23 protein-coding genes are annotated in these 24,169 nt (G+C 47.0%); 1 reads left to right on the plus strand and 22 read right to left on the minus strand.

Annotated features, from left to right (window positions below; translation table 11 throughout):
* Positions 1-9 precede the first annotated feature (9 nt).
* The 5 genes from R3B84_06065 to R3B84_06085 all read right to left on the minus strand — a co-directional run bounded on the left by R3B84_06065 (position 10) and on the right by R3B84_06085 (position 6,614).
* The gene (locus R3B84_06065; protein MEZ6140119.1) at positions 10-3,519 is read right to left on the minus strand and encodes a serine/threonine-protein kinase; all 3,510 of its coding nucleotides are present in this window, start codon (positions 3,517-3,519) and stop codon (positions 10-12) included.
* A gap of 111 nt (positions 3,520-3,630) precedes the next feature.
* On the minus strand, positions 3,631-3,960 hold the full coding sequence (locus tag R3B84_06070; GenBank protein ID MEZ6140120.1) for a hypothetical protein: 330 nt from the start codon (positions 3,958-3,960) through the stop codon (positions 3,631-3,633).
* A gap of 224 nt (positions 3,961-4,184) precedes the next feature.
* A complete protein-coding gene (locus R3B84_06075; GenBank protein ID MEZ6140121.1) occupies positions 4,185-4,889 on the minus strand; it encodes a PilZ domain-containing protein in 705 nt (234 codons plus the stop codon).
* A gap of 43 nt (positions 4,890-4,932) precedes the next feature.
* Positions 4,933-5,310 (minus strand): cupin domain-containing protein, encoded by a 378-nt coding sequence (locus R3B84_06080; GenBank protein MEZ6140122.1) that lies wholly within the window; start codon positions 5,308-5,310, stop codon positions 4,933-4,935.
* A 356-nt stretch (positions 5,311-5,666) separates the two neighbouring features.
* On the minus strand, positions 5,667-6,614 hold the full coding sequence (locus tag R3B84_06085; protein MEZ6140123.1) for a serine acetyltransferase: 948 nt from the start codon (positions 6,612-6,614) through the stop codon (positions 5,667-5,669).
* Positions 6,615-6,753: 139 nt separating this feature from the next.
* Between R3B84_06085 and folP the strand changes: the two genes are divergently transcribed.
* Entirely contained in the window at positions 6,754-7,602 is an 849-nt protein-coding gene (folP, locus tag R3B84_06090; GenBank protein ID MEZ6140124.1) for a dihydropteroate synthase, read from the plus strand.
* Here folP and R3B84_06095 read toward each other — a convergent pair.
* From R3B84_06095 to lepB, 17 genes are all read right to left on the minus strand, one after another.
* Entirely contained in the window at positions 7,599-7,955 is a 357-nt protein-coding gene (locus tag R3B84_06095; protein ID MEZ6140125.1) for a nucleoside transporter C-terminal domain-containing protein, read from the minus strand. The genes folP and R3B84_06095 overlap by 4 nt on opposite strands.
* Positions 7,934-9,016: a Na+ dependent nucleoside transporter N-terminal domain-containing protein gene (locus R3B84_06100; GenBank protein MEZ6140126.1), complete on the minus strand. Its 1,083-nt coding sequence runs from the start codon at positions 9,014-9,016 to the stop codon at positions 7,934-7,936. Before R3B84_06100 ends, R3B84_06095 begins: the two co-directional genes overlap by 22 nt.
* 77 nt (positions 9,017-9,093) lie before the next feature.
* On the minus strand, positions 9,094-9,948 hold the full coding sequence (locus R3B84_06105; GenBank protein ID MEZ6140127.1) for a methyltransferase domain-containing protein: 855 nt from the start codon (positions 9,946-9,948) through the stop codon (positions 9,094-9,096).
* Positions 9,949-10,014: 66 nt separating this feature from the next.
* Positions 10,015-10,608 carry an HAD-IA family hydrolase gene (locus R3B84_06110; protein MEZ6140128.1) on the minus strand — a complete coding sequence of 198 codons (594 nt, stop codon included), beginning with the start codon at positions 10,606-10,608 and terminating at the stop codon, positions 10,015-10,017.
* Complete coding sequence (locus tag R3B84_06115; protein MEZ6140129.1) at positions 10,608-11,609, minus strand: ABC transporter permease subunit; 1,002 nt, start codon at positions 11,607-11,609, stop codon at positions 10,608-10,610. Before R3B84_06115 ends, R3B84_06110 begins: the two co-directional genes overlap by 1 nt.
* The gene (locus R3B84_06120) at positions 11,606-12,349 is read right to left on the minus strand and encodes an ABC transporter ATP-binding protein (GenBank protein MEZ6140130.1); all 744 of its coding nucleotides are present in this window, start codon (positions 12,347-12,349) and stop codon (positions 11,606-11,608) included. Before R3B84_06120 ends, R3B84_06115 begins: the two co-directional genes overlap by 4 nt.
* A gap of 71 nt (positions 12,350-12,420) precedes the next feature.
* Entirely contained in the window at positions 12,421-12,663 is a 243-nt protein-coding gene (locus tag R3B84_06125; GenBank protein MEZ6140131.1) for a hypothetical protein, read from the minus strand.
* The gene (locus R3B84_06130; protein MEZ6140132.1) at positions 12,650-15,091 is read right to left on the minus strand and encodes a pilus assembly protein TadG-related protein; all 2,442 of its coding nucleotides are present in this window, start codon (positions 15,089-15,091) and stop codon (positions 12,650-12,652) included. Before R3B84_06130 ends, R3B84_06125 begins: the two co-directional genes overlap by 14 nt.
* A 30-nt stretch (positions 15,092-15,121) precedes the next feature.
* A complete protein-coding gene (locus R3B84_06135; GenBank protein MEZ6140133.1) occupies positions 15,122-15,664 on the minus strand; it encodes a pilus assembly protein in 543 nt (180 codons plus the stop codon).
* On the minus strand, positions 15,661-16,227 hold the full coding sequence (locus R3B84_06140; GenBank protein ID MEZ6140134.1) for a pilus assembly protein: 567 nt from the start codon (positions 16,225-16,227) through the stop codon (positions 15,661-15,663). The genes R3B84_06135 and R3B84_06140 overlap by 4 nt, the downstream gene beginning before the upstream one ends.
* A gap of 176 nt (positions 16,228-16,403) precedes the next feature.
* Entirely contained in the window at positions 16,404-18,860 is a 2,457-nt protein-coding gene (locus tag R3B84_06145) for a GTPase domain-containing protein (protein ID MEZ6140135.1), read from the minus strand.
* Between the two features lie 18 nt (positions 18,861-18,878).
* Complete coding sequence (locus R3B84_06150; protein ID MEZ6140136.1) at positions 18,879-19,505, minus strand: hypothetical protein; 627 nt, start codon at positions 19,503-19,505, stop codon at positions 18,879-18,881.
* Between the two features lie 14 nt (positions 19,506-19,519).
* Entirely contained in the window at positions 19,520-20,053 is a 534-nt protein-coding gene (locus R3B84_06155) for a hypothetical protein (protein MEZ6140137.1), read from the minus strand.
* Positions 20,053-20,586 carry a MotA/TolQ/ExbB proton channel family protein gene (locus R3B84_06160; protein MEZ6140138.1) on the minus strand — a complete coding sequence of 178 codons (534 nt, stop codon included), beginning with the start codon at positions 20,584-20,586 and terminating at the stop codon, positions 20,053-20,055. The genes R3B84_06155 and R3B84_06160 overlap by 1 nt, the downstream gene beginning before the upstream one ends.
* Before the next feature lie 22 nt (positions 20,587-20,608).
* Positions 20,609-21,022, minus strand: coding sequence for a thioesterase family protein (locus tag R3B84_06165; GenBank protein MEZ6140139.1), 414 nt, complete (start codon positions 21,020-21,022; stop codon positions 20,609-20,611).
* On the minus strand, positions 21,019-22,581 hold the full coding sequence (locus R3B84_06170; protein MEZ6140140.1) for a S26 family signal peptidase: 1,563 nt from the start codon (positions 22,579-22,581) through the stop codon (positions 21,019-21,021). The genes R3B84_06165 and R3B84_06170 overlap by 4 nt, the downstream gene beginning before the upstream one ends.
* Before the next feature lie 69 nt (positions 22,582-22,650).
* Positions 22,651-24,165: a signal peptidase I gene (lepB, locus tag R3B84_06175; GenBank protein MEZ6140141.1), complete on the minus strand. Its 1,515-nt coding sequence runs from the start codon at positions 24,163-24,165 to the stop codon at positions 22,651-22,653.
* Positions 24,166-24,169: the final 4 nt, after the last annotated feature.

A 24,169-nucleotide genomic window follows, 5' to 3' on the forward strand; every position in this document is an offset into this window, starting at 1 on the left:
GATATCTTTTTATTCTTCGGGGTATGGCATCGGAATGGAGCGTTGCTGCCCCAGAGATTCGAACATTTCTGTACTGAGGTTTGCACTAACAGATTTGATCAGAAAATCAGTGGGTCGTGCTGCAAGAAATGCTGCCACACGACTAGATTCAGGCGGCGCAGTATTAAATTCAATTCCGATAAATGGACTGTAATCCAGTTTAACGAGTTTTTCAAAATCAGTCGCTGCATAAACCAACGGAGTTCCAAGATCAGAACTTCTGGGTATCAATTCCAGTACAGGGTAATCAGATACTGGATAACCCAAGTAACTTTTTTCCAAATTTAATTGCAGCCCTTCCTTGAGCGTTTCAAGAGAATTGAATTTCTCAGCACTAATCAGCGGTTGTGTACCATTTCTTGCTGGCAGAAAGATCGAGTCTTCAAGGTTGGTTTCCGTCTTAACGAGCCCAGGCATCATTGCGTTCATATTCGTTGCGGCACCCGCACGTAACCTCAAAAGCGAACTTGCAAGACAAGCAGTCACATTTTTCATGCGAATTGTGCCTTTCCCCTGGGTTGTTTCGGATAATGGGTCAATTTCAATCACATTGTTGGAAAGTACCAATAAAGCATTGTTGACAGACAAATCAAAGGGGCGACTGCCAAGGACATGTAACAGTCGGCCATCGCCACGAACAAACAGATTCTCGAATTGGATTTTCGGCAGAAAATCGGTTCGGGCCACTGGAACGGGCTCTACAATCATCTCATGTCGGGGATTGCCCAGTGTAACAACACTATGTTGGGTGCCTTCTTCAAAAGAAATAAGACAATCTCGGATAACAACTTGCCCGCCACCTGGAAGATAAGCGATTGTCGGCGGACGATCAGTCGGCATTCGAAAATGGAGATTTTCCAAGGTCAGTTTGCCACCGTATACTTTAAACATACCAGATACTTTTTTAAGCCCCATCAGAGCAGGGATCAAAATAGGTCGGGAACCAGAATCTGCACGAATTGTTAAATCTGTTTCAGGTAAATCAAACTCGCAATAATCCATTTCTAATGGACCATTGTGCCGAATGAGCAGCGTATCTCCTGGTTTCACCGCAGCAAGGGCCATTTTTAGAGAAGCGTAGGTATTCGGTGGCCACGATTCGCTACTTCCTTCGAGCAAAGGTTGCCAAATTTTAACTGTTGTGGGCAACGTGGCACTTTCTATTGTTGGCAAAGGCAAATCATAGAACTTGTCCTTTACGAAGAATCTGCTCCCCAGCAATTCCTGATTGATGTTGGATTTTACCCTGATGGCTGCAAGTCGAAGATTTGGCATGAATGCTGTTTTGCCTGCAAGTGGTGCTGCAAGCAACTGGCTGAACGGATCACGTTCTACCCAGGGTGAAGGGATCGTACTTTCTACATCCACAATAGGATAGCTGCCCAAACATTCTCGGAACGAGTATACGGCATCCTGATATTTAAATGCCTGGATGTTGCGATAGCCATTTGGGAGGCTTTCATTTTTACTGTTCAGCATCGCGTTGTAACGTGTGGCAGGCGCCAACTTTCCCAGTTGATGGATCAGAACCGGGTACGCACCATCAGGGCCGAAACGATCCTGACCGATAAATAAACACTTTCCAGCGACAATTTCACAAGGTGTTTCGTTGCCAAGTTCTACTAAAGTACCCTGTGTAAACATCAGGCTGCAGTTTTGCATACGCAACTGGGACAGTTTGCTGATGTCTTTGCTCCATTGAAAAATATTTGTTGCTGGGGCGAACGTACAATCACTTACACGAGCATCCACAGGCAATTGAAATTCAAGCCAGGTGTGACCTGGGCCAAAATAACAGCGATTCAAACTAATCAGCGGTGTATTCGAACCTGTCACTTGAAATGCGGCAGTAGTGGGGCTGATTCGTTTATCAATAAACTGACATTCTTCAAAACTCAGTCGATCAAGCTGGTTGAAACTAATTGTAGGATGGTTGTCGCCAGTAAGTTCAAAGATCACACCACGCCAGAATACACTGGAAAGGATGTCTCCAGCACTTTTTAATGTAAAACTTCCTCCGTTGGATGAATTTGCCACAGCATGAATCCGAATGAGCGGTGAATTGACCCCTTCAATTCGTAAAGAGTTTTCCGGCAGTGCGATCTCCGGAAGTTGTTCTGCAGAAATCTCGTAGCGGTCTGCTGTCAGACGTATATCGGTGACACCTGCTTTGATCAAAGCAAGCATTTCCTGAATCGTAGTCGCGTTGGTACCTACTGCCGGTGGTGATGGCTGCACGGGATCCTGAGAACGGTTTATTTGACCATCGTTCGGATTTTGAACAATTCCTTTCTCATAAACTGGCCAACTATTGTCCTGCGTTATCTTTTGCTCATCTTGTCTTGCCAGGTAGCTGAACCCTGCAAAAAGCCCACCCACCAGAAGTGTCACTGCAACGTACCACCACATGGAGATTTCTGGTGCAGGCGGCAGGGGACCTTCGATACGTGGAAAATTTACCTGGGAGTCTGTGCTGGGCTGGATACCCAGTTTTCTAGCCACGACACTCAGATGCTGAATGAGATGTTCCACATGCTGGTAACGCTGCAGGGGGTCTTTGGCCATCATCCTGCCAAGAATTGCTGCAAGATCGTCTGGAATTTCAGGAGTAAATGCTCGCGGATCAGTAGGTGGTAGCGTACGGTGGGCTTCCAATTTTTTGGCAGGGGTTCCATCTGGAACAGGCGAAAAACCAGTTAACAGATGGTAAAAAGTGCAGCCAAGACTGTAGATATCACTTCGAATATCTGCAAGTCTCGGTTCCATGGCCTGTTCTGGTGAAATGTAATCGAATGTTCCCAGTGCAGTGTTCGTGTGAGTCAAGTGGGCATTTGCACGGTTATCCAGGTTACGGGCCAAGCCCATATCGACAATTTTCGCCGTACCATCTGGTGTGACGATAATGTTGGATGGCTTGATATCGCGGTGTATGACACCACGTGCTGATGCATGCTTCAGCCCAGTAGCAACTTGAAGCATGTAGGAAACACACTGATGGATAGGAACCTTTCCCCCACCTGTTTCCATAATTTCCCGCAGATTAAACCCTTCTACAAACTCGAACGCAATAAAGTGCGTTCCCTGATCTTCACCGCAGAAAAATACACGGGCGACATTTTCGTGGTCCAGTTTCGCCGCAGCTCTGGCTTCCTGACGAAAACGCTCAATCTGATCCTCATCCGTGCCAGGTGGGAGGATTTTCAGTGCAACAATCCGGCTGAGTGACAGGTCAGTAGCTTTGAAGACTGCAGCCATCCCACCCGCACCGATTGGCTCAATAATTTCAAAGTGGGCCAGATGCCGTGAAATCTGGTGATACTGTTTTGCTGGTACATGCTTCGAAAGGTTGTTCTTCCGAATGACCGTAGGTGGTTCGTTTGATGGTTGGTCCTGATCCAATTTTTCACTGGTTGGGACAGGATCATTCGATACTGGTTCGTGATCATCACTTGCGGGATGTTCGTGAACAGTCGATTTCACCACAGAAACATCCCCCGGAAATGTGTGCCGAACCGCCAACAGAATGGTGGAGTAAACTCCATGTAGTATTATTCTAAACTACGCAGGGAAATTCTGTCAATTTGATTTCATTCATTCTGTGGGAATATTCTTCAGAAAGTCACTGAAGGCGGCAGCTTTGGTGATTCCGATTCCAGTGATCGTTTTGCCTTGTATTCTACCAAGGCACAGATATCGATCACCTAACTGTTCAATCTGGTATGGCACATTTGGCTCAACAAAAATATTTGTCTTCGGTGCCACCTGATTTGCCGAAGGTATTCCCAATTCATCAGGGGTGGGCAGATGCACCGTTTGAATTCCGGTTCTACCAGTCTCATAAACCGGTTTTGTTATCGTTTTCACTGGCACTGGTTGTACTACAGGCCGTAACTCCGGAATACGCGGTTTCGGTACGTACACTGGAGTATTTCGATTCATAGGGATTGGTGAACCACCAATCGGTTCCGGACATGGAACACCAGGTGCTCACCCGGCACCTGCACGGCCTGGAATTTCAAGCCATGCAGTAAAAATAATAAGAAAATACCAAAAGCGCATGGCATCCTTGCCTTGTGTGAACCCACATCCTTGTGGGAGGTGCAGCCAATACCATGAATTTTCACAAGAACAAGGCCGGTTTCGAATCACGAAACGGAGATATGGGAGATTTCAAAATCTGATAATTCTCTCATGAAATTGCAGCCACCAGCCCACGATTGGGGTGCGTGGTGCACCATGTAGACAATACAGGCCAGGCAGGCAATTTCTTTGGGATCGTTGTCTTTCTGGAAATAGATGGTAATCACGCTGCCAGCCTGCATTTCGTTGGGGAATATTAACCCGGCACCAGTAGGGGAAATGTCCACCAGGGCTGCCTGCCGTCGCTGACCATCGTCAGGCACCAAACTGTATTCAATTTCTCCCTGTGCGGGATAACGCACCCACGCCCGCTGGTCAGAACTGGCGGTGGAAGCCCTTTTTTCCCCACCAAAGATTTTCATTTCATCATCTGTGAGATCCATAGAAAACATGCAGCCGATGTAGTGGTTGCCGTCTTCCAGCAGTTTCGAATGGATGACGCACGCCAGCAGAGTAGGGTGGGGCAAATTGGGAGCACCTGGAAGTTCGATTCGAAGCATTGCTCCAGGCGAAAAATGGGCTGCCGATACAAATCCCACCCCACTTCGGGATATATTTTGCAAGCGCACGACAAATTCCTCTTCGGAATTCACTTTTCTGGCAATGGTTTCAAGGTTGGCAGGCAGACGACCATAACCGCGTTTTTCTTCTTCATAATCACTGCGGTGTCCGGTTAAATGACGTAGAAAAGCTCTGGTTCTTTTGAACATAGGGTCGCACGGAGTTACTGTTATTCTGAATTATAACGAGAGATTAGTCCCCGGGTACCAGAAACTCATCACTGGGATCGAATCCAGGTATCGCGAGGACAATCGTCTGGATTTCAGAATCTGCCTGAATCCGATGCCTTGTGCCTGCTTCTATGGTGATCGTCATTCCCGGGGTCACAGGAAAAACAGCTTCATTCAACTCAATCGTGCCAGTACCATTGAGAATGTAATAAACTTCCTGCGTTCGTTCATGGTAATGGAGTTTTGCATTGCGAATCGTCGTGACATGGAAGCTGTAACCGCGATTCTCGCTGGCAGGGATAATCCGCTGGCTCCAACCACATGGGCAGAGCACTGGGGATACTTCTGAAATGTGGCGGATGGTGTATCCGTTTGTTGTTTGAATGTCAGATTCATTCATGTTCTGTTTCCGTTAAGATCTGAAAACTGATTGGCAGATGAAATTATACATGAAAGGTGGCACATGAGGTGGGTGAATAATCAAAAACAATATACAAAGTAAGACATTGTTATACTGAAGTGAACAAAAAAGTGGGCCGAGAGATTTAGCTAAAAACTGTCGCCCACTCAGTTCAAAGCTATGAGGATCTCTCGACCCATATCAAACAACTTAGTTGTTAGCTTCATTGTAACTCAACGTTGGATTGCGTCAAGTATTGTTGTGAAAAAACTGTGAAATCGGAAATTGGACAGCTGGCAAATGTTGGTTAATGTATGCTTTTGTCTATTTTTCATTTATGAAAATCACATAATTCATCAAATATGGTACATAAGTGAATCTGACGTTTTTTTTGTACCTTTCAATCGCAGTAATGGTTTTTCCAGGATGACGACTGTATCGGGCTCGATTGATTTCGTGATCCACACGTTCGAACCAATCACCGTGCGAGCACCAATCACGGTATTCCCACCCAGAATGGTGGCGTTGGCATAGACAATGACATCGTCTTCCAGAGTGGGATGCCGTTTGTAAGTCCCGTGAATCAATTCACCAGAATCATCGCGGTCGAAACTAAGTGCACCCAGCGTTACCCCCTGGTAAAGTTTCACATTTTTGCCCAGGAGACATGTTTCGCCAATGACCACACCCGTACCGTGGTCAATAAAGAATCCAGGGCCGATGGTAGCACCCGGGTGAATATCAATGCCAGTGCGGGAGTGGGCATATTCTGTCATCATGCGGGGAATGTACGGTACACCCAGCTTTAATAGTTCATGGGCAACACGATAGATGGTAATTGCTTCCAGACCGGGATAACAGAAGATAATCTCGTGGTGGCTTTTTGCTGCTGGATCTCCACGGAAAGCAGCTGAGACGTCTTCATTTAAAGTCAACCGGATATCAGGTAGCCGATACAGAAAATCGACCGTTTTGCGTTGTGCGAATGCTTCAAAATCGATGTGTGGCGATTCCCGACACATATCATGCCGCAATGCACGGGCAATCTGTTCCGTCAAGCGATCGTGCAATGAATCTACCAGACTGCCGATGTAGTATTCGACATTGCCATTGTGCAAATGCTGCCGACGACCAAATCCAGGATAAATAATTTCGTAAATATCCGCCACGATTGCAAAAATGGCATCTCGGCTGGGCAGGGCTTCGTGCCCCAGGTGGTTAATCTTGCTACATTCCGTGTAACTACCGACCAGTGCTTCGGTTATGCTTGTTAAGCCTTCTTTAATCCGAATATCTGTCGCCATGTCAACCACCAATGAAACCGAAGTTTTTCAAACAACCGTTGTCAATTGTATCGGTAACTGTATCGAAGAGGATGAATGCGGGATCAGTTGGGTTATCGGAAAATTTATTAATGAGAATTAATTCATCAATAGGTGCAGGATGATTTGGCACTGTGCACACGATTTGCAGTTGGAAATAGATACCAAACCGCTGGTGATGGGCATCCTGAATGTAACACCCGACAGTTTTTCCGATGGTGGCAGCCACCTGACTGTAGAACTGGCACTTCGGCACGTACAGACGATGCTGCATGACGGTGTAGATATTATTGACATCGGTGGTGAATCGACCCGCCCTGGTGCTGAGAAAGTACCCACATCAGTCGAAATCGAGCGGGTGTTGCCTGTAATTATGAGAATTCGCCAATTTTCAGCGATCCCTATTTCAATTGACACCACCAAACTGGAAGTAGCCAAAGCTGCACTGGATGCAGGGGCAAACATCATTAATGATGTAAGTGCCTTTCGATTTGCACCCAACATTGCCCAACTTGCCAAAGAAACCAGGGCAGGGTGCGTGTTGATGCATATGCAGGGCACCCCACAGACAATGCAGGTAGACCCGCATTACGAGAATGTGATGGGGGAGATTTGCAATTTTTTTGCGGAAAGAATCCAGTTTTCTTTGCAGGTGGGGCTGAGCAAGGAGCAACTGGTTCTTGATCCCGGCATTGGCTTTGGCAAACGCACTCACCATAACTTACTGATTTTGAAGGAGTTAGGTCAATTACGCCAATTTGGCCTACCAGTACTGCTGGGTGCGTCTCGGAAAGGATTAATTGAACGTGTTACTGGCCGACCAATTGATCAGCGCCTGGCAGGCACCTTGGCGATTCATTGCGATGCTACCTCTCGTGGGACAGCCCACATCTGGCGTGTCCATGATGTGCGTGAAGCAGTCGATGCGGCAAAAATGCTGGAGGCGATACTGAATGCAGAAATCTATTAAAGAACGATGCCTGCAATACTGGCGTTGATCAGTGTTGCAAGAAAACCACCGTATAATGCTCGTAAACTCAGTCTGGCTAAGTCTTTCCGTCGACTAGGTGCTAAACCACCGATCCCACCAAGAACAATTCCAATCGAAGAAAAGTTTGCAAATCCTGTTAGGGCGAATGTAGTAAGCAGATAACTCCGCTCGGACATTCCAGTAATTGCACCGGTGGCAGCATCTCGATTCAGGGTCGTCAGGCTGTCAAAAGAAATAAACTCATTCAGCACCAACTTTTTCCCAAGTAATTCTGCTACGCGTGGGGCATCTTCCAATGGCACACCCATCATTAACGCAGCCGGTTGAAACAAACTGGAAAAATCCGTTCCAGGCTCCAATCTGGTGATAGCAAGCCGATTAGTGCATTGATCATCGCAATCCCAGCGATAAATGCGATCAACATAGCGGTAATGTTTATTACCAGAAAAATGCCATCAGAAGCACCGCTAGAGGCAGCATCAAAAACGTTTGAGTGGGGGCGTTCATCTGCAAGTCGCACAGTGCCCGCAGTGACAGGCTGTTCTGTTTCAGGCAGTAACAGCTTCGACAAATACAACCCCGTAGGTGCTGCCATGACACTCGTCGCCAGAATGGCCACCGGGTCAGCCCCCATACCGATATACACTGCCATGACCCCACCTGCAATGGTTGCCATACCGCCGATCATCAAGGCGAGCAGTTCGGATTGGGTCATTTTTGCGATAAACGGCTTGATAATCAGTGGAGCTTCAGTCTGACCCATAAAAACGTTTGCTGTAGCAGCGAGTGATTCGGCTCCGCTGATACTTTTTTTGCCAAAAATCAGCATCATCACTTTGGCAAACAGGAAAACCACCAATTGCAGCACCCGCAGGTGGTAGAGGACTGTGAAGACGCTGGAAACAAAAATGACGGTGGGCAGGGCACGAATAATGAAAATGTATCCATTGTTCAATCCAAACACTTGTTCCATAGTTTGATGGTTGACCAGTGGGCCAAAAACAAAGCGGGCACCTGCATCGGTGAATTCTAAGAATCTTTTAATCAATTCCCCACCGAATCGAAAAACGCTGCGAATTGCCTCAATTCGAAGAATGCAGGTTGCAAGCAACACCTGAAGTCCAATACCAACGATGATTGTTCGCCAGTGGACATTTCGCAGATTTTTCGAGAACATTGCCGCCAGTGCGATTAATGCCAGCAAACCAAAGAATGACTGGAATCGGAAGTTGAGTTGATTGTTCACAATATAGAGGAACAGGCAAATCGTAGTGGCACCGACCCCCAACAAAATGGGGAGGGCATTTTTTTTCATCCATTCCCACGTTAACAGCAGGAAAAGGGCAATGCCCAAACCGGAACTAAGGACGATATTCGCCATAAATTCACGCATCTAAAGTACTTACAACAAAAAGTGTACGAAGTTCTCTGGTTTCACCCAGTGAGTAATTGTGGGGATTTCAGTAGAAATCAAGCAGCCAGGCGTATTGCCTGGGGTGGTTGAAATGGTTTGTAGGCACGAATGAAATGGTAGTACCCAAACAACCTCTCCAAAAGTCCCAAAGAGTAGATGCGCAGCAAATACGGGACCTGAGATCGTTTCAGGCCGCGTTTGCGAATTTTTGCAGCATTGAACCCTGTAAGCTGTTCTTTGATCTGCTTTGCAATCATGCTGCCAGGTAATTCACCAGGTGGAGCCCACGGTCTTAACCAGCGTTTAACATCGCTCATGTTTCTGCTGGCAGGTACCACACCCATGAATCTTCCGCCAGGTCGCAACACCCGCTGTGCCGTTTCAATAATCGAACAGAGATTTTCCAGGTTCATGTGGTTGAAGAAAACAGCCACAACGTCGACAGATTCATCGGCTATTGGCACACGGTTGTAAAAACTGTGGTGGTAAGTTGCTGATAGATTACGAGCATGGAAATGTGCCTGAATCGTATCCAGATAGGTGGTAGATGGGTCAACAACGATCAATTTCGCATGTTTCTTTGCAAATTCAGCCCACTCCAGGCCAAGGGTATCCCCAAAAGCCAGAATCGTTTCATCACGGTAACGATCAAACTTGAACAGGTGGGGGATCCAACGACCATGCCGTTCAAATCGACGAGTTGCAATCGCTTCAAACCAGTCGTCGCTGCCAATTTCAGCACACACAGGTAGTGGTTTCAACGAGCGTTCATCACGCCACAATTCCCGTCGTGCCAGACGCTCTAGGAGGGCAATATCCGGTTCTGGGGCGTTGCCACGGTCTGAACGTGGTACCACCCGTTGCCAAACGTAATCCGTATTGCCCACAGACATTGGCTTTCTTGCTTGCATAAACAATGCTTTCACATATACCCGAAGTTTCGTGGGCACAAGGGGAAAAACAGTAAAAATGAATAATTATTCATGAATTAATTGCATAAATGTCCCATTCGGTTCGTATGTGACTGTCCGGTAGCCTAATTTGGCGGCAACACTGGTGTTGGCCTGTAAATCATCCACAAAAAGACTGGTTGATCGCTTCAGATTTGATTTCTCTTCCAAAGCGCGAAAAAACTGCTCGGCAGGCTTGCGGTCTCCTAATTGATGAGAAACCCCTAAGAATTGGAAGTACTGCAGCACATCGGCAAAGTCTGATGCAAAGAACTGAAAGTGGGCATCGTTGGTATTACTTGCTAATACCAACTCGTATTTCCCGGCCAACTTGGGTATCGCGTCACAGATTTCCTCATTTCGCGTAAAAATATTGCTGTAATGTCGCACGAATTCTTGTTCAGTGCACTCTAATTTGATTTCCTTGGCAAGCCAGCTTTGAAATTGGGAAGTGGTTAGCCGCCCACATTCGTAATCGTGGGCGACGGGGGAGTGATAGAGTGCATGCAGGATTTTTTCTGAAGTGCCTGTAGTATAGGGAGTTAGATTCGTTACGGAGCGATGGTGATCGAAAAATCCGATCACATTACCAAAATCAAAAACAATAGTGGTCGGGTGCATCAGTATTCGGTTTTTCTAAATTCGTAACACGATATGCCCAACATGGCTATCGAAAACAGGAAAGAGGTAAACACCGACCATTCCAGACGGATTTTCTTTTGTGCCAAAGCCTGTTCAAACTCTGGCACTTCTGCTGAAATCCCACGACTATCGAGCGTTTTTTCGAAAACAATGTTCAGATCAGCTGGTTTAGGCAGTATCCAGTAGCTGGTTTCCAACATGAAATTGCTGGTGGCTGTCATTCCCGGCGGTTGATGAACCTGGATCGCATGGCGGGCGTAATTGATTCCCCAGGCAACAGTCCAGAATAACAATGTGCCAAATACGCACACAACGGTGCTGCGACTCCAGACAGCCAGCATCACCGAAAAGCCGTAAAAGGCAAAAAAATGGATCACCAGAATCGGAATGACCAGAAAATAGGTGGCATCGAATCGGCCCGTCGCCAAACCCAGGGTCAGCCAGGTTCCCACTACAAAAAAGCTGACATGAAAGGTAATGAGAACCATTACCCCAACTACTTTACCGAGTAAAAAGCTCCACCGTGGGATCGGCTTTGCCAGCAGTACTGTAATCTGGCTTGGCTCCAGAAAAGTGGGCAATAACCCGGATGTCCAGATAATTGCCAAAAATACACCCAAAGTGCCTGCAATCAAGCCAGATAACCAGGTAAGCAGAAAGCGAAAAGAATCATCTGCCCCACGTGCCGTATTCAGTTGGAAAAGGCCAAAACCTAAAGACAATTTGTCTTGTCCAAGGATATCCACTCCATCTTCTTTCACTTTTTCTGGAGAGAGTTTCTTCAATTCGGGATCATCTGGGGGCAAAACGTATTGACTGTCATCAGATTGTTGTTTTCCGGAAAGTTCTACTCCCAGGCAAAAAACCATGACCAAGGCGCTGAACAATACCATCGCCCAGAAAACTTTCGTGGCGAGGGACTGGCGAATCGTATCAATAATCATCCAGCGAATTGTGCGGAGTGCGATGGGCAGGTTCATGCTGGCACCTCTTGAAAATGTGCTTGCAGTTGACTTTCAAGTGCTCCCGGAACTCGATCCTTGTCCGTCAGGTGCCGCTGTGAAATTACTCGCCCGTTTTTTAAGACAACAATAAAATCGGCCACTTTGCTCATTTCTTCCATGTTGTGTGAGACGCAGATCACTGATTTACCAAGTGACTTCCGTTCCTGAATAACATCGCGAAGAACTGCTTTACCCGAGATGTCGAGTCCTTCACTGGGCTCATCAAGTACCAGCAACTCTGGATCATTCATAATCGCTTGAGCAATCGCGAGGCGCTGAACCATTCCTTTGCTGAACTTGCGAATCTGTTCATCGGCGCGATCGGCCAGCCCCACCTTGTTCAGGAGTTGTGGGATTTTTGCTTTTAATTCCATGGGTGGGAGATAGGTGAGTGAACCGTAATAAGTCAGTAACTCTTTTGCAGATAAGTACTTAGGGAAATATTGGTTCTCATGAACATATCCCACCTGTGCGAGAGTATTCTGGTAAGATGCATCGTGCCCCAATCGCACCACTTTGCCAGAAGTGGGGGAGTTCAATCTTAATAAAATTTTTATAAGTGTGGTTTTGCCGGCACGGTTAGGACCAAGCAAACCAGTGACCATTCCCACGGGAATTTGCAGAGTGACATTGTCTAACGCAGTATGACGTTGTTTTCCAAGAAGCCCACTGCGGAAGATCTTGGTTACCTGGTGAAATTCAGCAACGGCAGACAAAGAATGTCCCAAATAAGTTTTCTTGCTATTGTTTTATACAGTGAATTGAAAAAGAGGTGGGCGAAAATGAGTTACTGAATCAAAGCAACCTGAACCCCACCCTGCATAATCCGTTGCAAAGCTTCTCGGATCTTGTCAACACGCTGGTTATAGTCCCCAGTGATGATCTTGTAAGATTCGATCGAGGTATCAGTGCTGGAAGAGGTATTCCCCACAAACTGAACATCGAGCAAAAACTGCAGTGCGGAATCCTGGGTGTTTGCACCATTCGAATTGTTCCGCGTTGAAGGCTCAAAAAGTTCACCGAATGCCAAAGCATGCACTCGAGCTGGATTTCGGCTTGTCGAGAAGCCTGGCCCGGTACGCGGTAAACTTGCGAGTCCGTGAGTTGCCACTGGGGAAACTGACAGGCCAGGAATTGCTTCCACTTTCGTTTTGAGCAATAATCCACGCTAACGTAATCCCTTCATTAAGTGCATCCGGGTGGCCGTTACCTACACCAGATCCGTTACTGATACTTGACCATTGATATCGACCAGTACTGCCAACCTGACTCAATGAACCATTGCAAGTCTGGTTTGCTACACCGTCTGTTTCCAGAATCACAATCTTTGTAGCACCATTCCGTCCAGTTGCAGATCCCACCCAGTTGAACTCGTTGTAGGCATTCATCAGCCCCATGGTTGGATTTGTCCCGCCATCTGCAAGTGGCACGTTCCCAGCATAATTAGCAGGATTGAAGCCACTTGGATTACTGCTTGATGGTGATGCAGTTCTGTAGGGCACCATTTCGGAACTGGTATTACCCAAACTGTTCAGCAAGCTGTTGGGATAAAACAAAGCATTCTTCATTCGTGTGTAGTCTTTACCCATATCAACGCGAGCTGAGTTGTAGCTGTTGTGACTGGAAAAATAGATCAGCGATGCCAGATCGTTTGGATGGTTTAAACGAATATCTTCCAAAGCTGACTGAATCCCTGCTTTCAATTGCCAGGTCTGTGCTTCATACGTGGTTCCTGCAAACCAGTTGTAGCTGACCGTATTGCTGCTGACCGCCAGGAAGCCGAGCATCGAATAAGGGCCAAACCAGAAATGGCCAATCGGATGAACAGGACAATCATCATAGCGCATGTACGGTGGTGGGTTGCCTGAGGTGCCGTACAAGCTTGATTTTGCTGTGATACGAGTAGATCCGAACGTGGTGCCACCGAAAGTATTATTGTTCGGATAACCAGTAAGAGTCTTCTTCATGTTATGACGACCAGCACCGATCACAAAGTCGATATATTCTTTCCAAAATCGTTCTGTGAGAGTTGCAGAACCACTGATGCGACCAGTATTCCAGTCGATTGGAAGCGTATCCGGTATTTCATCGTAATATCGAACACGCCCTGCACGTAGCGCTGGTGGCAGAACCTGTGGCCCTGACTTGATCCAGGCAAGGATATTGTCGTAGTCAGGCACATATCGCGGAGTAGAGCCGTTGTACTGAGCATAAAAGCGACCGGTACTATCAAATAACGCTGTATTATCATCCAACACAGGACCTTTAGTGCTAGAGCTGGAGCTTCGAAAACGATAGAATCGTTTTCGCCAATCTTTATCTTCACGCGGGTCGGGTGGCCACATGTAGAACGTTTTTCCGTAGTATGCCGGGCCCATGCTGTACCCTAAAAAGGTATTCGATTCGTTCAACCCATTTATCCCATCGTATCCAGTGCTTTCCCATGTCGCATTTCTAGTTCCGTTATTGACGGAGGAGATATTTAATAAATCAGCAACATGCTTCGCATAATTAGCTGCAGAGGGATTGGTACTGGTACCACGATTATCCTGTGGCCAGCGATCTCCGACATACCCAGAGGCGTACTGACTGCTCCAAGTGTCCGGTGTGGGAGTACATACCGGTGTGTTGGAAATGTTAAAACCGCTGCCGGTTAGATCACCGTTATACACAAAAGCGTTGGCACCAGCTCCAATTGTGGTCATGAAGTTGTCAATCACTGGTGGGCCGTTGGTTGTTTCCACCGTGAGATTGTTAACTGCGTGCGTTTCACCACCACCATCAATGTATGCTGTCAGCCGTTGCAAAGGATTGACATTGGTTCCCGAAACCGGCTGATAGCGTATCCATGGACCAAAACGGGGATAACGGTCATCGGGATTCAATGCTCCCTGAACATCGCTGCTACCAGATGGGTAGTTGAATTCGCTGGAGAATCGCATCGAACCAGAGAAGTCCAGTACCACTGAAATATCGCGAGGTCGGTGCACCGCAGTTGCCTGGGCACCAATTGTCAACGAATTGACCCCAAGGATCTTTCCGAAGAATGTTGGTTGCGCAGTAGTCAGCGAAACCTGCATTGCACCATATGCTTCATTGCTTGCTGGGGTGCTGCCGAATACTGCCTGAAAGCGATTGGCGGCGGTATCGTAGCGGTAAATCCCTACCTGGGTTGTGGTAACCTGTGCATTGGTGATCTGCGCATTGAGGATCGAATTCGAACGAGCTGCCTCGCGCGATTCAGCAGTAGCATTTGTTACATTATTTCCCGGCAAACCGTTGAGTGTTCTCGCACCTGCAAGCGCTGCAACATCCGCTGCGGACTGAGCCTGTGTTCGCGCGACCGCCATCATGCCGATATCAATGGCTAGGGCCATAAAGGCCATTAATGCCACGAGGCAGATCGCTACAAGTGGCAATACTGCACCGCTTCTTCTTTTCACATCTATTCTTTTCACAACTTATCCTCCCATGGACAAGAATCGAAACTAGTTGGCTTCGCTGCTCATTAAAATGGTGACTCGGAACGGGACAACCGTGTTCAAACCCAGTAACTGCGGGAACATCGGTCGGTAGTCCCCAGTAACCTGCACAGCAATTTTGTCCTGAAATGCGGTTTCATCCCATGCTGGCTTGCCAGCAGGATCCAGATTTGGGGGATTTGCCGTCAAGTGAGCTGGAGTTACACCGAAGACATTCACTGTGTAGTTGTCGAGGCTGTTGTTTGCTCCACCCATACCAGTGCCGTAGTTCGTGCCATTAAACTGCCCAAAAGTCACGATATCACGGATGTTCTGCGTGGTAATCACATCTGGCTCACCTGGCATCGTACCGCCCGATGTGTGGCACACCGCAAAGCGTGCTGCATCGCGACAGGCATTATTGGTCACATGATAAATGAACAAGAAGCGGGCATATTCAAAGATGCCAAACAGCATCAACAATAACAATGGTGCCACCACTGCAAATTCAACTGCAACAGCACCTGAACGTGGGCGATTTAAATGAGATTTCTTTAATATTTTCATCATGGACTCCAGCCAGGAAGTACAGTGTTAACAGTGAAGGGATCGTCCACCAGGCACTGCCACTGACATTCTGCAGTAAGCGTAGTGGGATTAATCAGTGTCAGAGTCGACCAACGGACATTGTCGTAGGGAATGGTGACACGCACACGGAACCGTTGGTTTTTCACACCTTTGTGAGGATCAACAGAGGCTCTCGGATCGGGACCTGGTCCGACGGGGGCAGGGGCATAGGCATCGCCCTCAATGAACTGAAACTCGACAACCAATCCCGTGTGATCGGTAATACCAGAGCCGGTAAGATACGCACGAACTGTGTCGTTAATATTCGGCGTGCCGGTATTGAACTTGATTTCCGTATAGCTGCCAAAGGTATTGACAATTTGTGCCTGTGCACCCAGACGTGCAGCTTCACGTGCAGCGTTATTCATGATTGTCTGCACATGGATAATTCTGCCGAATTCCCACAGACCGATAATCAGTAGGAGAAGCAGGGGTAACACAAAGGCAAATTCAACGGCAGCAGCAGCCCGTCGTCGATTTGTTCTGTTTGTTCGCCGCAAATACATAATGGGTTTCTCTGTTCGAAAGTAAGTTCACCTGAATGAACGTATCTCTACGCAAGTTACTTAGAACAGATTTGGAGAAGTTACAAAGCTTGGAAGCAAAATTCAGAACATGTAACCTGGAAAAAATCAAAAAAAATGAATCGAAATCACTAAATTCGGTCAGAAAAATTAAATTTTCAGTTCAAGGGAAATTTTTTCAGCTGGGGGAGCAGGGCAGGTATCGTGGGTATTTTTCCATCGATTACTTTCAATTGAACGCCCATTGCGGGCGTGGGCTTATCCCCACCCAGGGCAGTGACAAAATAGGTAGGTGTCTGGTAGAAGCAATCAAATTGATAGGTGCGGGAATCGGCCTTCCAAACAAACTGATATTCCCGCCCGGTTTTCAGGCCTTTGAAACGGGCAATAATTTCTAAGTCGTTTCCAGGTATGTACTTAATGATCAGCCGCTCTTTACTTTTCAGTGGGTACTGCCGCACCTGATTGGAAACAGAAGAAGTATCGATTTGCGACAGCACCAAATCCTCTTTTCCTGAATTGCTAGTGTGCAATATTGCGATATTGCCATCCAGACGGATTGATTCCGGGAGTAGGCGCTCTGGTACTTCCAGTCGAACTTCAGCAAATTCCAGAGTGAATTCGGGGCTATTTACGAAAGTTGTTGCCTCTTCCAGCAACAATGGTGCCTCGGGTTCCAGTAATCGCTGCAGCCACTTCATCACTTCACGCCAGGCTTCTGCATCTTCTGAGGTAAGGACTTTGGCGATTTTTGGCCAATCAGAAGGTATTTCTTTCCCACTGTTGGTGGCTGCCTGCCAAGAATTCAGTGCCAGTTTTCTGCCAGATTCAATTCCCTGGTTCAACCGAATCCGAATCGCTGCCCGCAATTGCTCCTGAAAAGCATCCGGGATCAGTTCCAGCCTCCAGGATTGGTGCTGGGGGAAGTTTTTTTGTAACAAATTGGTAACAACTTCAAAATCTTTGATCGGAAGTGCCCCCACATCTTTGGGGAAGGGGGAAGCAACTTTTGTATGGTGCAGCACACCAAAACACCCCGCAATGAGGTGAACTTGCTCCAATTTCTGGCGGTTCGAATTCCATGCGGCACGCACTGGAACGATTTCGGTATATCGAATTACTCTTTCAAGGACTTCAGCTGGCAGAGCACTCGTGGGGACATTTTCTGCGGTTAGTTGAAGTTCCTGCCACTGTTTCAACCAGTTTTCAGATAGTTTTCCAGCTCGGTAAAGCAAAAATGCGGATTGGTTCTCCAGATTGACGTAAAAATCGTTGTATCGATAAGCTACAGCTTTAATTTCTTTGACTTCAGTACGCCATCGAAAAAATCCTTGCACTTCTGGGGTCGCTTGCCAGTCCGGAAATTCTTCTGGCCCTTTAAGTGCGGCTAACTGTTCTTCAATGAAGGCCAGTTCTTTCAGACTCAATGCTTGCGAAGGTGGGGGAATTTTGGAAATTCCTTCAACGAAGCTTAAATATAATTCGGCTTCTTGTAAACGCGTACGAACAAATTCCTGTAATGAATCCGACAATTTAGGAAAGTCAGGATCAGAACGAATACCCGACAAATTGTGGAACAGCGAATGCAATCGATTTACTTCCAGCCGTTGAATTGGTGGTTTTGGTTCCCCACGTTGGATAGCCAGCACTCGAGATTCTAATGATTGCACAAGTGTTGTGTCGTCTGGGCGAAAACTACTCATCGTTACGGCGAGCAGAATTATGCCAGCAAAAAATGAAAGAATTGTGAGAAGAGTTGCTCTGAGGCGGAATTTAGCCCGGTCTCGTTGCTGTCGAAATTGATACGCATCCAGCACGGTGGCTCGAAAAGCCTGTGAGATCCCGTACGTCCCCGCTGGTTCGCCCGGAACCTGCAGGTGTTGAGGCAGGCGAATCGCTGTGGGATGAACGTGCAGCACAACTTTGCCAAAGCCGGGCAACCTGGTTGAATCGCTGAGAAAATCGTGAAAGCGTTTGGCGACTTCTTTGGTGAGATGCCAGACGGCATCCTCCCAACTGGTTCGATCAAGTTGCCCACCACCAACCAAATCACATTTGCTGAGAACCAGATGCACCGGAAAATCCGTAACGAATAATTCTTTTGCCCGGATTTCTTTCAGCATGTTCAGAAAATGCAGGAAAATCTGGATGTCGTTCTCAATGAATTCAAAATCACTTGAACCATCCAGTACCAGGATCATGGCATCTGCCCGCAGCACCGTATCCGCAAGATTGCCCACGCGTTGAGACTGTTTGATGCTCTGTGGACCTTTCAGTAGATCAAACGCTCTTCGGCCATCGCAGTCGTAAAGGACTACCGAAATTCCATGCGTCGCGGGGTCACCGGCACGGACGAAATTCACGGGATATGAAATCAGCTCATCTTCAGTATGCCGGTGGATTTCAGCAAACAATCGTCGTCGTAATTCCGTCAGCCCACTGGTCAGATCAACAATGTACCCTGCCATGGCTGGGTCGTGGACTTCTGAAGTGTATAAACTGGCACCAAGAAAAGTGGATTTGCCAGCTTCGGGCATACCGAATACGACGACACGCAGTGCTTCCGCATCGATGGCGACCGGCCGATAAGGAATTTCATCTTGATTTGGCAGCACCGACCTTTCCTCCAACAGTTACGGTCGCAGTTGATTTTGAACTGGTGGAAATTCTACTGTTAACTTCATTTCCTGAGCGAAACGAGACAAATCGAGCACCACGGGATTTTCTCGCGAAGCGCTGTTGGCATACACATAAATAATCATTCTGGTGAGTGGATTTTTGGACTGATTTCTCGCAAGCACTTGTTGTTTCACCTGCTCAAGTGTTTGAGCAACCGGTAAGCCATCAACAACGTAGAACTTTCCATCTTGAGCATCGCCACCCAGTATGGTTACTTTCAATATTGGGGAGGTGCTGGTTGCTGGATTGATGATGGTAGTTTTGGCGGTTGCTGTGGAACTGCTTGCAGTATTTCCACCAGAATCGGTGTCATTGCCGCCCAGCAAACCCCCACCGGACCCACCAAAGCCAAACCCACCTTTGCCAAAAACAAACAACGCAACAATTAGCGCTAATAGAGCGCCTGAAAAAACCCTGATCCATGATCGTAGAAATCGCGGGATTTTTTTGTTAAAAATGTAGCGATCACTCAGGATTGTCAGCAGCAACCCTAAAAAGTAACCTGCAATAAACCCGCCAACGATAGCAAGTAATCCGATCAGGACATTGGCAAAACCTTCGAACGCAATTGCAAAGAGCATGCGCGAATCTCCTGCTAGGGTTGTGGGGCACCAGGACGATCAAACTGATATTGTACTCCATTGAACCAGCGGGCGTATGTATCTGCCTGACGTTGTTCTGGAAAACCCGACCGTTGTCGCGGGTACAAAATCAAAAAGAATGGTTCTTTACTGGGGGCACTGCGAGAATGTAAAGTAATGACATCTTCTGCTTCTGCCTGTGTGGTGATGTATTCCCGCTGATTGTTCTGTAGGTAATACAAGCGACCGTTTTCAGGATCGATTTCAAGCACTTTGACGTGCAGTCGTTCTGCTACATTTTTCTGTTCACGTAGCATGCGGGCTATTTTTTCATTCGCAGCCTGCAACCCAGCTTCTAACGACTTAATTTCCTGTTGGGCTGCACGCAATTTGAAGTCGATATCAACATTTTGTGATTCTTTACTCTTGCCTTTAATGTTGGGATCTTCCACAAAAGGCATCAACAGAAAGATACAGAACAGCAGAATCAGCACGTCGATTAACGGAACAAAAAAGCGAGTAACACTTCGTTTGGGACGTTCGATCATTACCGTTGATCCTCGCGGGGCAGGGGGGTACCAGCAAGAGAACGGATAATATCTCGCCCAATTTGAACAGTCCAGGTTGGCAGAATATTCATTAATGCCATAAATAACCCACTTCCTGTTGCCGTAATTGCCGGTGCATAACGTCTGATGATTTCCCGTGGCATCGTATCTTCCGGTGTAGCACCCGGTGCACCAATCGAACTGAATGTTTGCAGGATGGCAGCCACCGTTCCGATTAATCCCAGCAGTGGAAACCATTCGGCAGCACTGGCGAGGTGATTCAGCCAACGATCTGGCTTCTCATTAAAGTCGTCGATCTGCCACCGCAGGGCATGCCATGCCAGGTAAGTCTGTGCAGAAAAAAGTAGTGATCCTAACCCAAGGATGACCCAATCGATGGGCGAATTTTTGATCCTTGCAAGATAATCCCGCATCGCTTCGCTAGGAATGGCAAAAAAGATCAGCAGGCCCAGAATGCCTGGTACCAGACAGAATAAGGTTGGTAAAAGATACGCAATACCTTGTTTTCGCACAATCGTCCCTCTGTTGAGAATTTCAACTGCTACCAGCCGATTGCTTCAAATCTAAAAACCAGTCAGGCAGTGCCTGTAGTTTGCCTTCACGATTAACACAGGCAAGAGTTGTCTCGCCTGTCGCAATACGTTCTGTGCCTCTAGTCACTTCATAAATGTGCTCGATTCGCACGGGTGTAATTCGTTTGACACTGGTGCGAATAACAAGCACATCATCATAATGTGCAGGGCGTAGGTATTTTACCTCTGCTTTGGTGATGACCAGCAGATACCCTTCGTCTTCCATTTTTCGGTAAGTTGAACCATTTGAACGCAATAAATCGGTGCGAGCCTGTTCAAAATAAATCAGGTAATTGGCATGGTGGAGGAAACCCATGCGATCCGTTTCTGCATAACGAACTCGGATTTCGCAAATTCCGTGTTCCGGGCTACTCATTTAATTAAACCCCACCGTGAAATTGGATAATAGACAGCCACCGCACGCCCTAACATCAGTCGTTCGGGTACTGTTCCCCAGGACCTACTGTCTGCAGATGCAATGCAATTATCACCGAAACACAAGTAATGCCCAGGTTGAACGAAATATGTCTCAGGTACCGTATGAGATGACTCGTTTGGAAGATAGTAAATATCACGAAACAATTTGAGTTTACCCAAGGAAATGTCTCCACTGGCTCCAATGCGGATTGGTTCATTCACATCACGTGGGTCGGAATCCGCAGGGATTGACAGAGTAGGGGGATAGTCATTTTTGCCACTAAAATCAAGAACCTTGCCGTCTACCCAAACCGTCAGGCGACAATCGACATTAGCAACCCGGATGGCGAACTTGCCACTATCAACAATTTTGGTGGTTGACTCTGCAAAAGCAACAGGCACCTGATTCAGTGTCGATTTACTCAACAAGCACTTCCCACCAACAAAATCCACATGATATACCACACCATAGCGGGCTAACTCAAACGATATTTTGGCCTGAGAGGAATTAAATTCAGCCTCTGCCTCAATAATTAAATCCACAACGTTTGCGGTTGAGGATGTACCTTTGTTGTAAGCGAGAAAATCCCGAATCGGTGCGGGTTGGCGAATGTTCGTTGAACGATCCCACCCAGGTTGGACATGTTGATAGCGAATCCAACCCAAATCTGGCCCATTATGAATGAACTTTTTCTCATTTTCTTGCCATCCAGCAGCTTGAGCACTGTCCGGATGAATATGCCAGCGGGTTTGAGAGGCACCACGCACACTAGAAGGGAGGTGATCTGTATCAAATACCAGCCTTTTCATGTTCAGAATTTCGTCAGGCGATTTTCGTATCAGTTCAAACTTCCCTTCTTGAAAAAGTGAGATACTTTTGGCGTTTGATACATAACAGAAATCTTTCTTCCACAAATCCATCCTGGAATCTGGCTTTGGTAAATCTGGATATAATTCACCACGATAAACAAACAGATCGCCGCCGAGGATACCAATCGTCTCACCAGGTAAGCCAACAAGGCGTTTAATGTAATTCATGTGGGCGTAATCGTTTGCGCCTGTTACCTGTTTGTAAGGTTCCTGAGGGAACTTGAACACTGGAACTTCAAAGCGTTTTGGTGCACGGATATGGTGATCGTATTTTGCTACGAGAACACGGTCACCCGTTGCCCAATCAGCAACACGTGCAAACTGCTCAAAACCACAATTCTGGCAGGCAACCGGTAATCCCATTCCACGAATGTCGTTTTCCTGGTGTTCTCCATTGGAAAATGAGACGGGAAACTTATGCTTGCATTCGCTGCATTCGACCACAATCTGGTCGCCCCAGAGAGTATCTGCCATCGACCCGGTGGGGATGACAAATGCTTCTGCTACAAAGAGTTTGAGGATTAAAACGAGCGAAATTACAAACACGACAGTCTCCACTACTTCTCGTGTGGCGTCGCCGTGGCTGTTCTTTTTTCGTGATTCAGGCGATGGTCGACCGATGATAAACCGAAATATCTTTGCTAGCATGGAATCCTCTTCGCCTTAACTTCAATTATTCTGCCAAAAAATCAAGGTGTGCCTAGGTGTGTTTGGGAATTATCTTAACAACCGGACTCTTTGCCAATCAATCTGGAAACCACGAGTTGACTTAATACCTCCCCAACCATTCGCTTTGCTAGGCTGGTGTAAAAAGAATGGTTTACCGAGAAAATTCCGTTCCGGCACCGTGGGGATTTTCCATGAACGACTATCGTCGGAGTTCGCAGAATTATCTCCCAACAGATAATAATGATTTTGGGCGATTGGGAGTTCCTTCTGAACAGCATGCTGGCCAGTTGGGCGATAGTAAATATCTCGATAGATCCGAATATTACGAAAGTGGGTATCAATCCCTCGTGCACCAACAACACATGGAGATCGTACATCCTGAAAACTGGTAGCGACAGGCAAATCATGCGTAAAACAAGGCCGACCATTAATTGCAACGATCAATCGTCGATCAACAAACGATAGTTCCACCATCACTTTGCCATCATTTCCCAAAGTCTGGTGCGGAAAAGTGCTTACCAGTTTCTGGTCAACCAGGAATTTGCCCACATTGGCCTGATCATTGGTTGATAAAGCAACTCGCACCTGGTTCGCACCATCATTGATTCCCGCAATTAACTCGCCAGACCCCTGGAATTGCGCTTCGAAGGAGAGGATAAATTCATGGATAGCATAATGACTGTTCCCAGTGGGATCCCCATTATAACTAAATTGATCTTTCAGAACTTCGACATGATTTTGGTCAATTGATGTTTGCCAATATCCAGCCAGACGGGGCAGGGTGCTGTCTTTCGCGTGGATCGCCAACTCTTTATGATAAATTTTTAACCATTCTGGTGGTGCTACCGTTGCGGTGGCGTTGAAAGATGGTTCCTGGTTTTCGGAATACCACCTGCGATACCATCCACCAGGTGGGCAAAAATCTGCATCAAAAATAGGAATCATACATTCCTGAACTTCACTGAAGGATTTTCGAATGAGTTCGCCATTTACCCAGATGTCTCCGTTTTTGATCAGTAATTTTTCACCAGGCAGTCCGATGACTCGTTTCACATAGGGTTTGGACAAATCAGATGGGTTCATGAAAACTGCAATTTCCCAGCGACGTGGGTGACGCAAATGATAAATTGTTTTGTCAACCAACACTCGGTCGCCAGGAACGGTGCGGACTTCCTGCATATCAATGTTTGATTTCCCACAGTTCGGACAAAAGCCAGTTGGATGGCCGCCCACTGGTTCCGACTGGCCTAATACCACTGGGTAATGACATCGAGGGCAAGCCTTGACGAAGTGATTTCCAATCAGGCTGGGCGCCATGCTTCCAGTGGGAACTCCATACGGTTCTACGGCAATTACCCGCAAAAAAAGGATCGTGATCAGGAATATGGCGAAATGTTCGATCGATCTGCGGAAAAGTCCTGGTGATTTGTAATGAAATCCTGTTTCAGTGATGGTGACAGGATGTTGAGTAGCAGATTCGGGTGCTGCGTCGAGTTCTGTAGATTGGGGAACAGTTTCCACTGAAAGGGGTAGGATCTCTGTTTTATCACCAATCGGAGCCACTACA

Origin of the sequence: Zavarzinella sp. (assembly GCA_041399155.1) — a bacterium.
Lineage (GTDB): Bacteria > Planctomycetota > Planctomycetia > Gemmatales > Gemmataceae > JAWKTI01.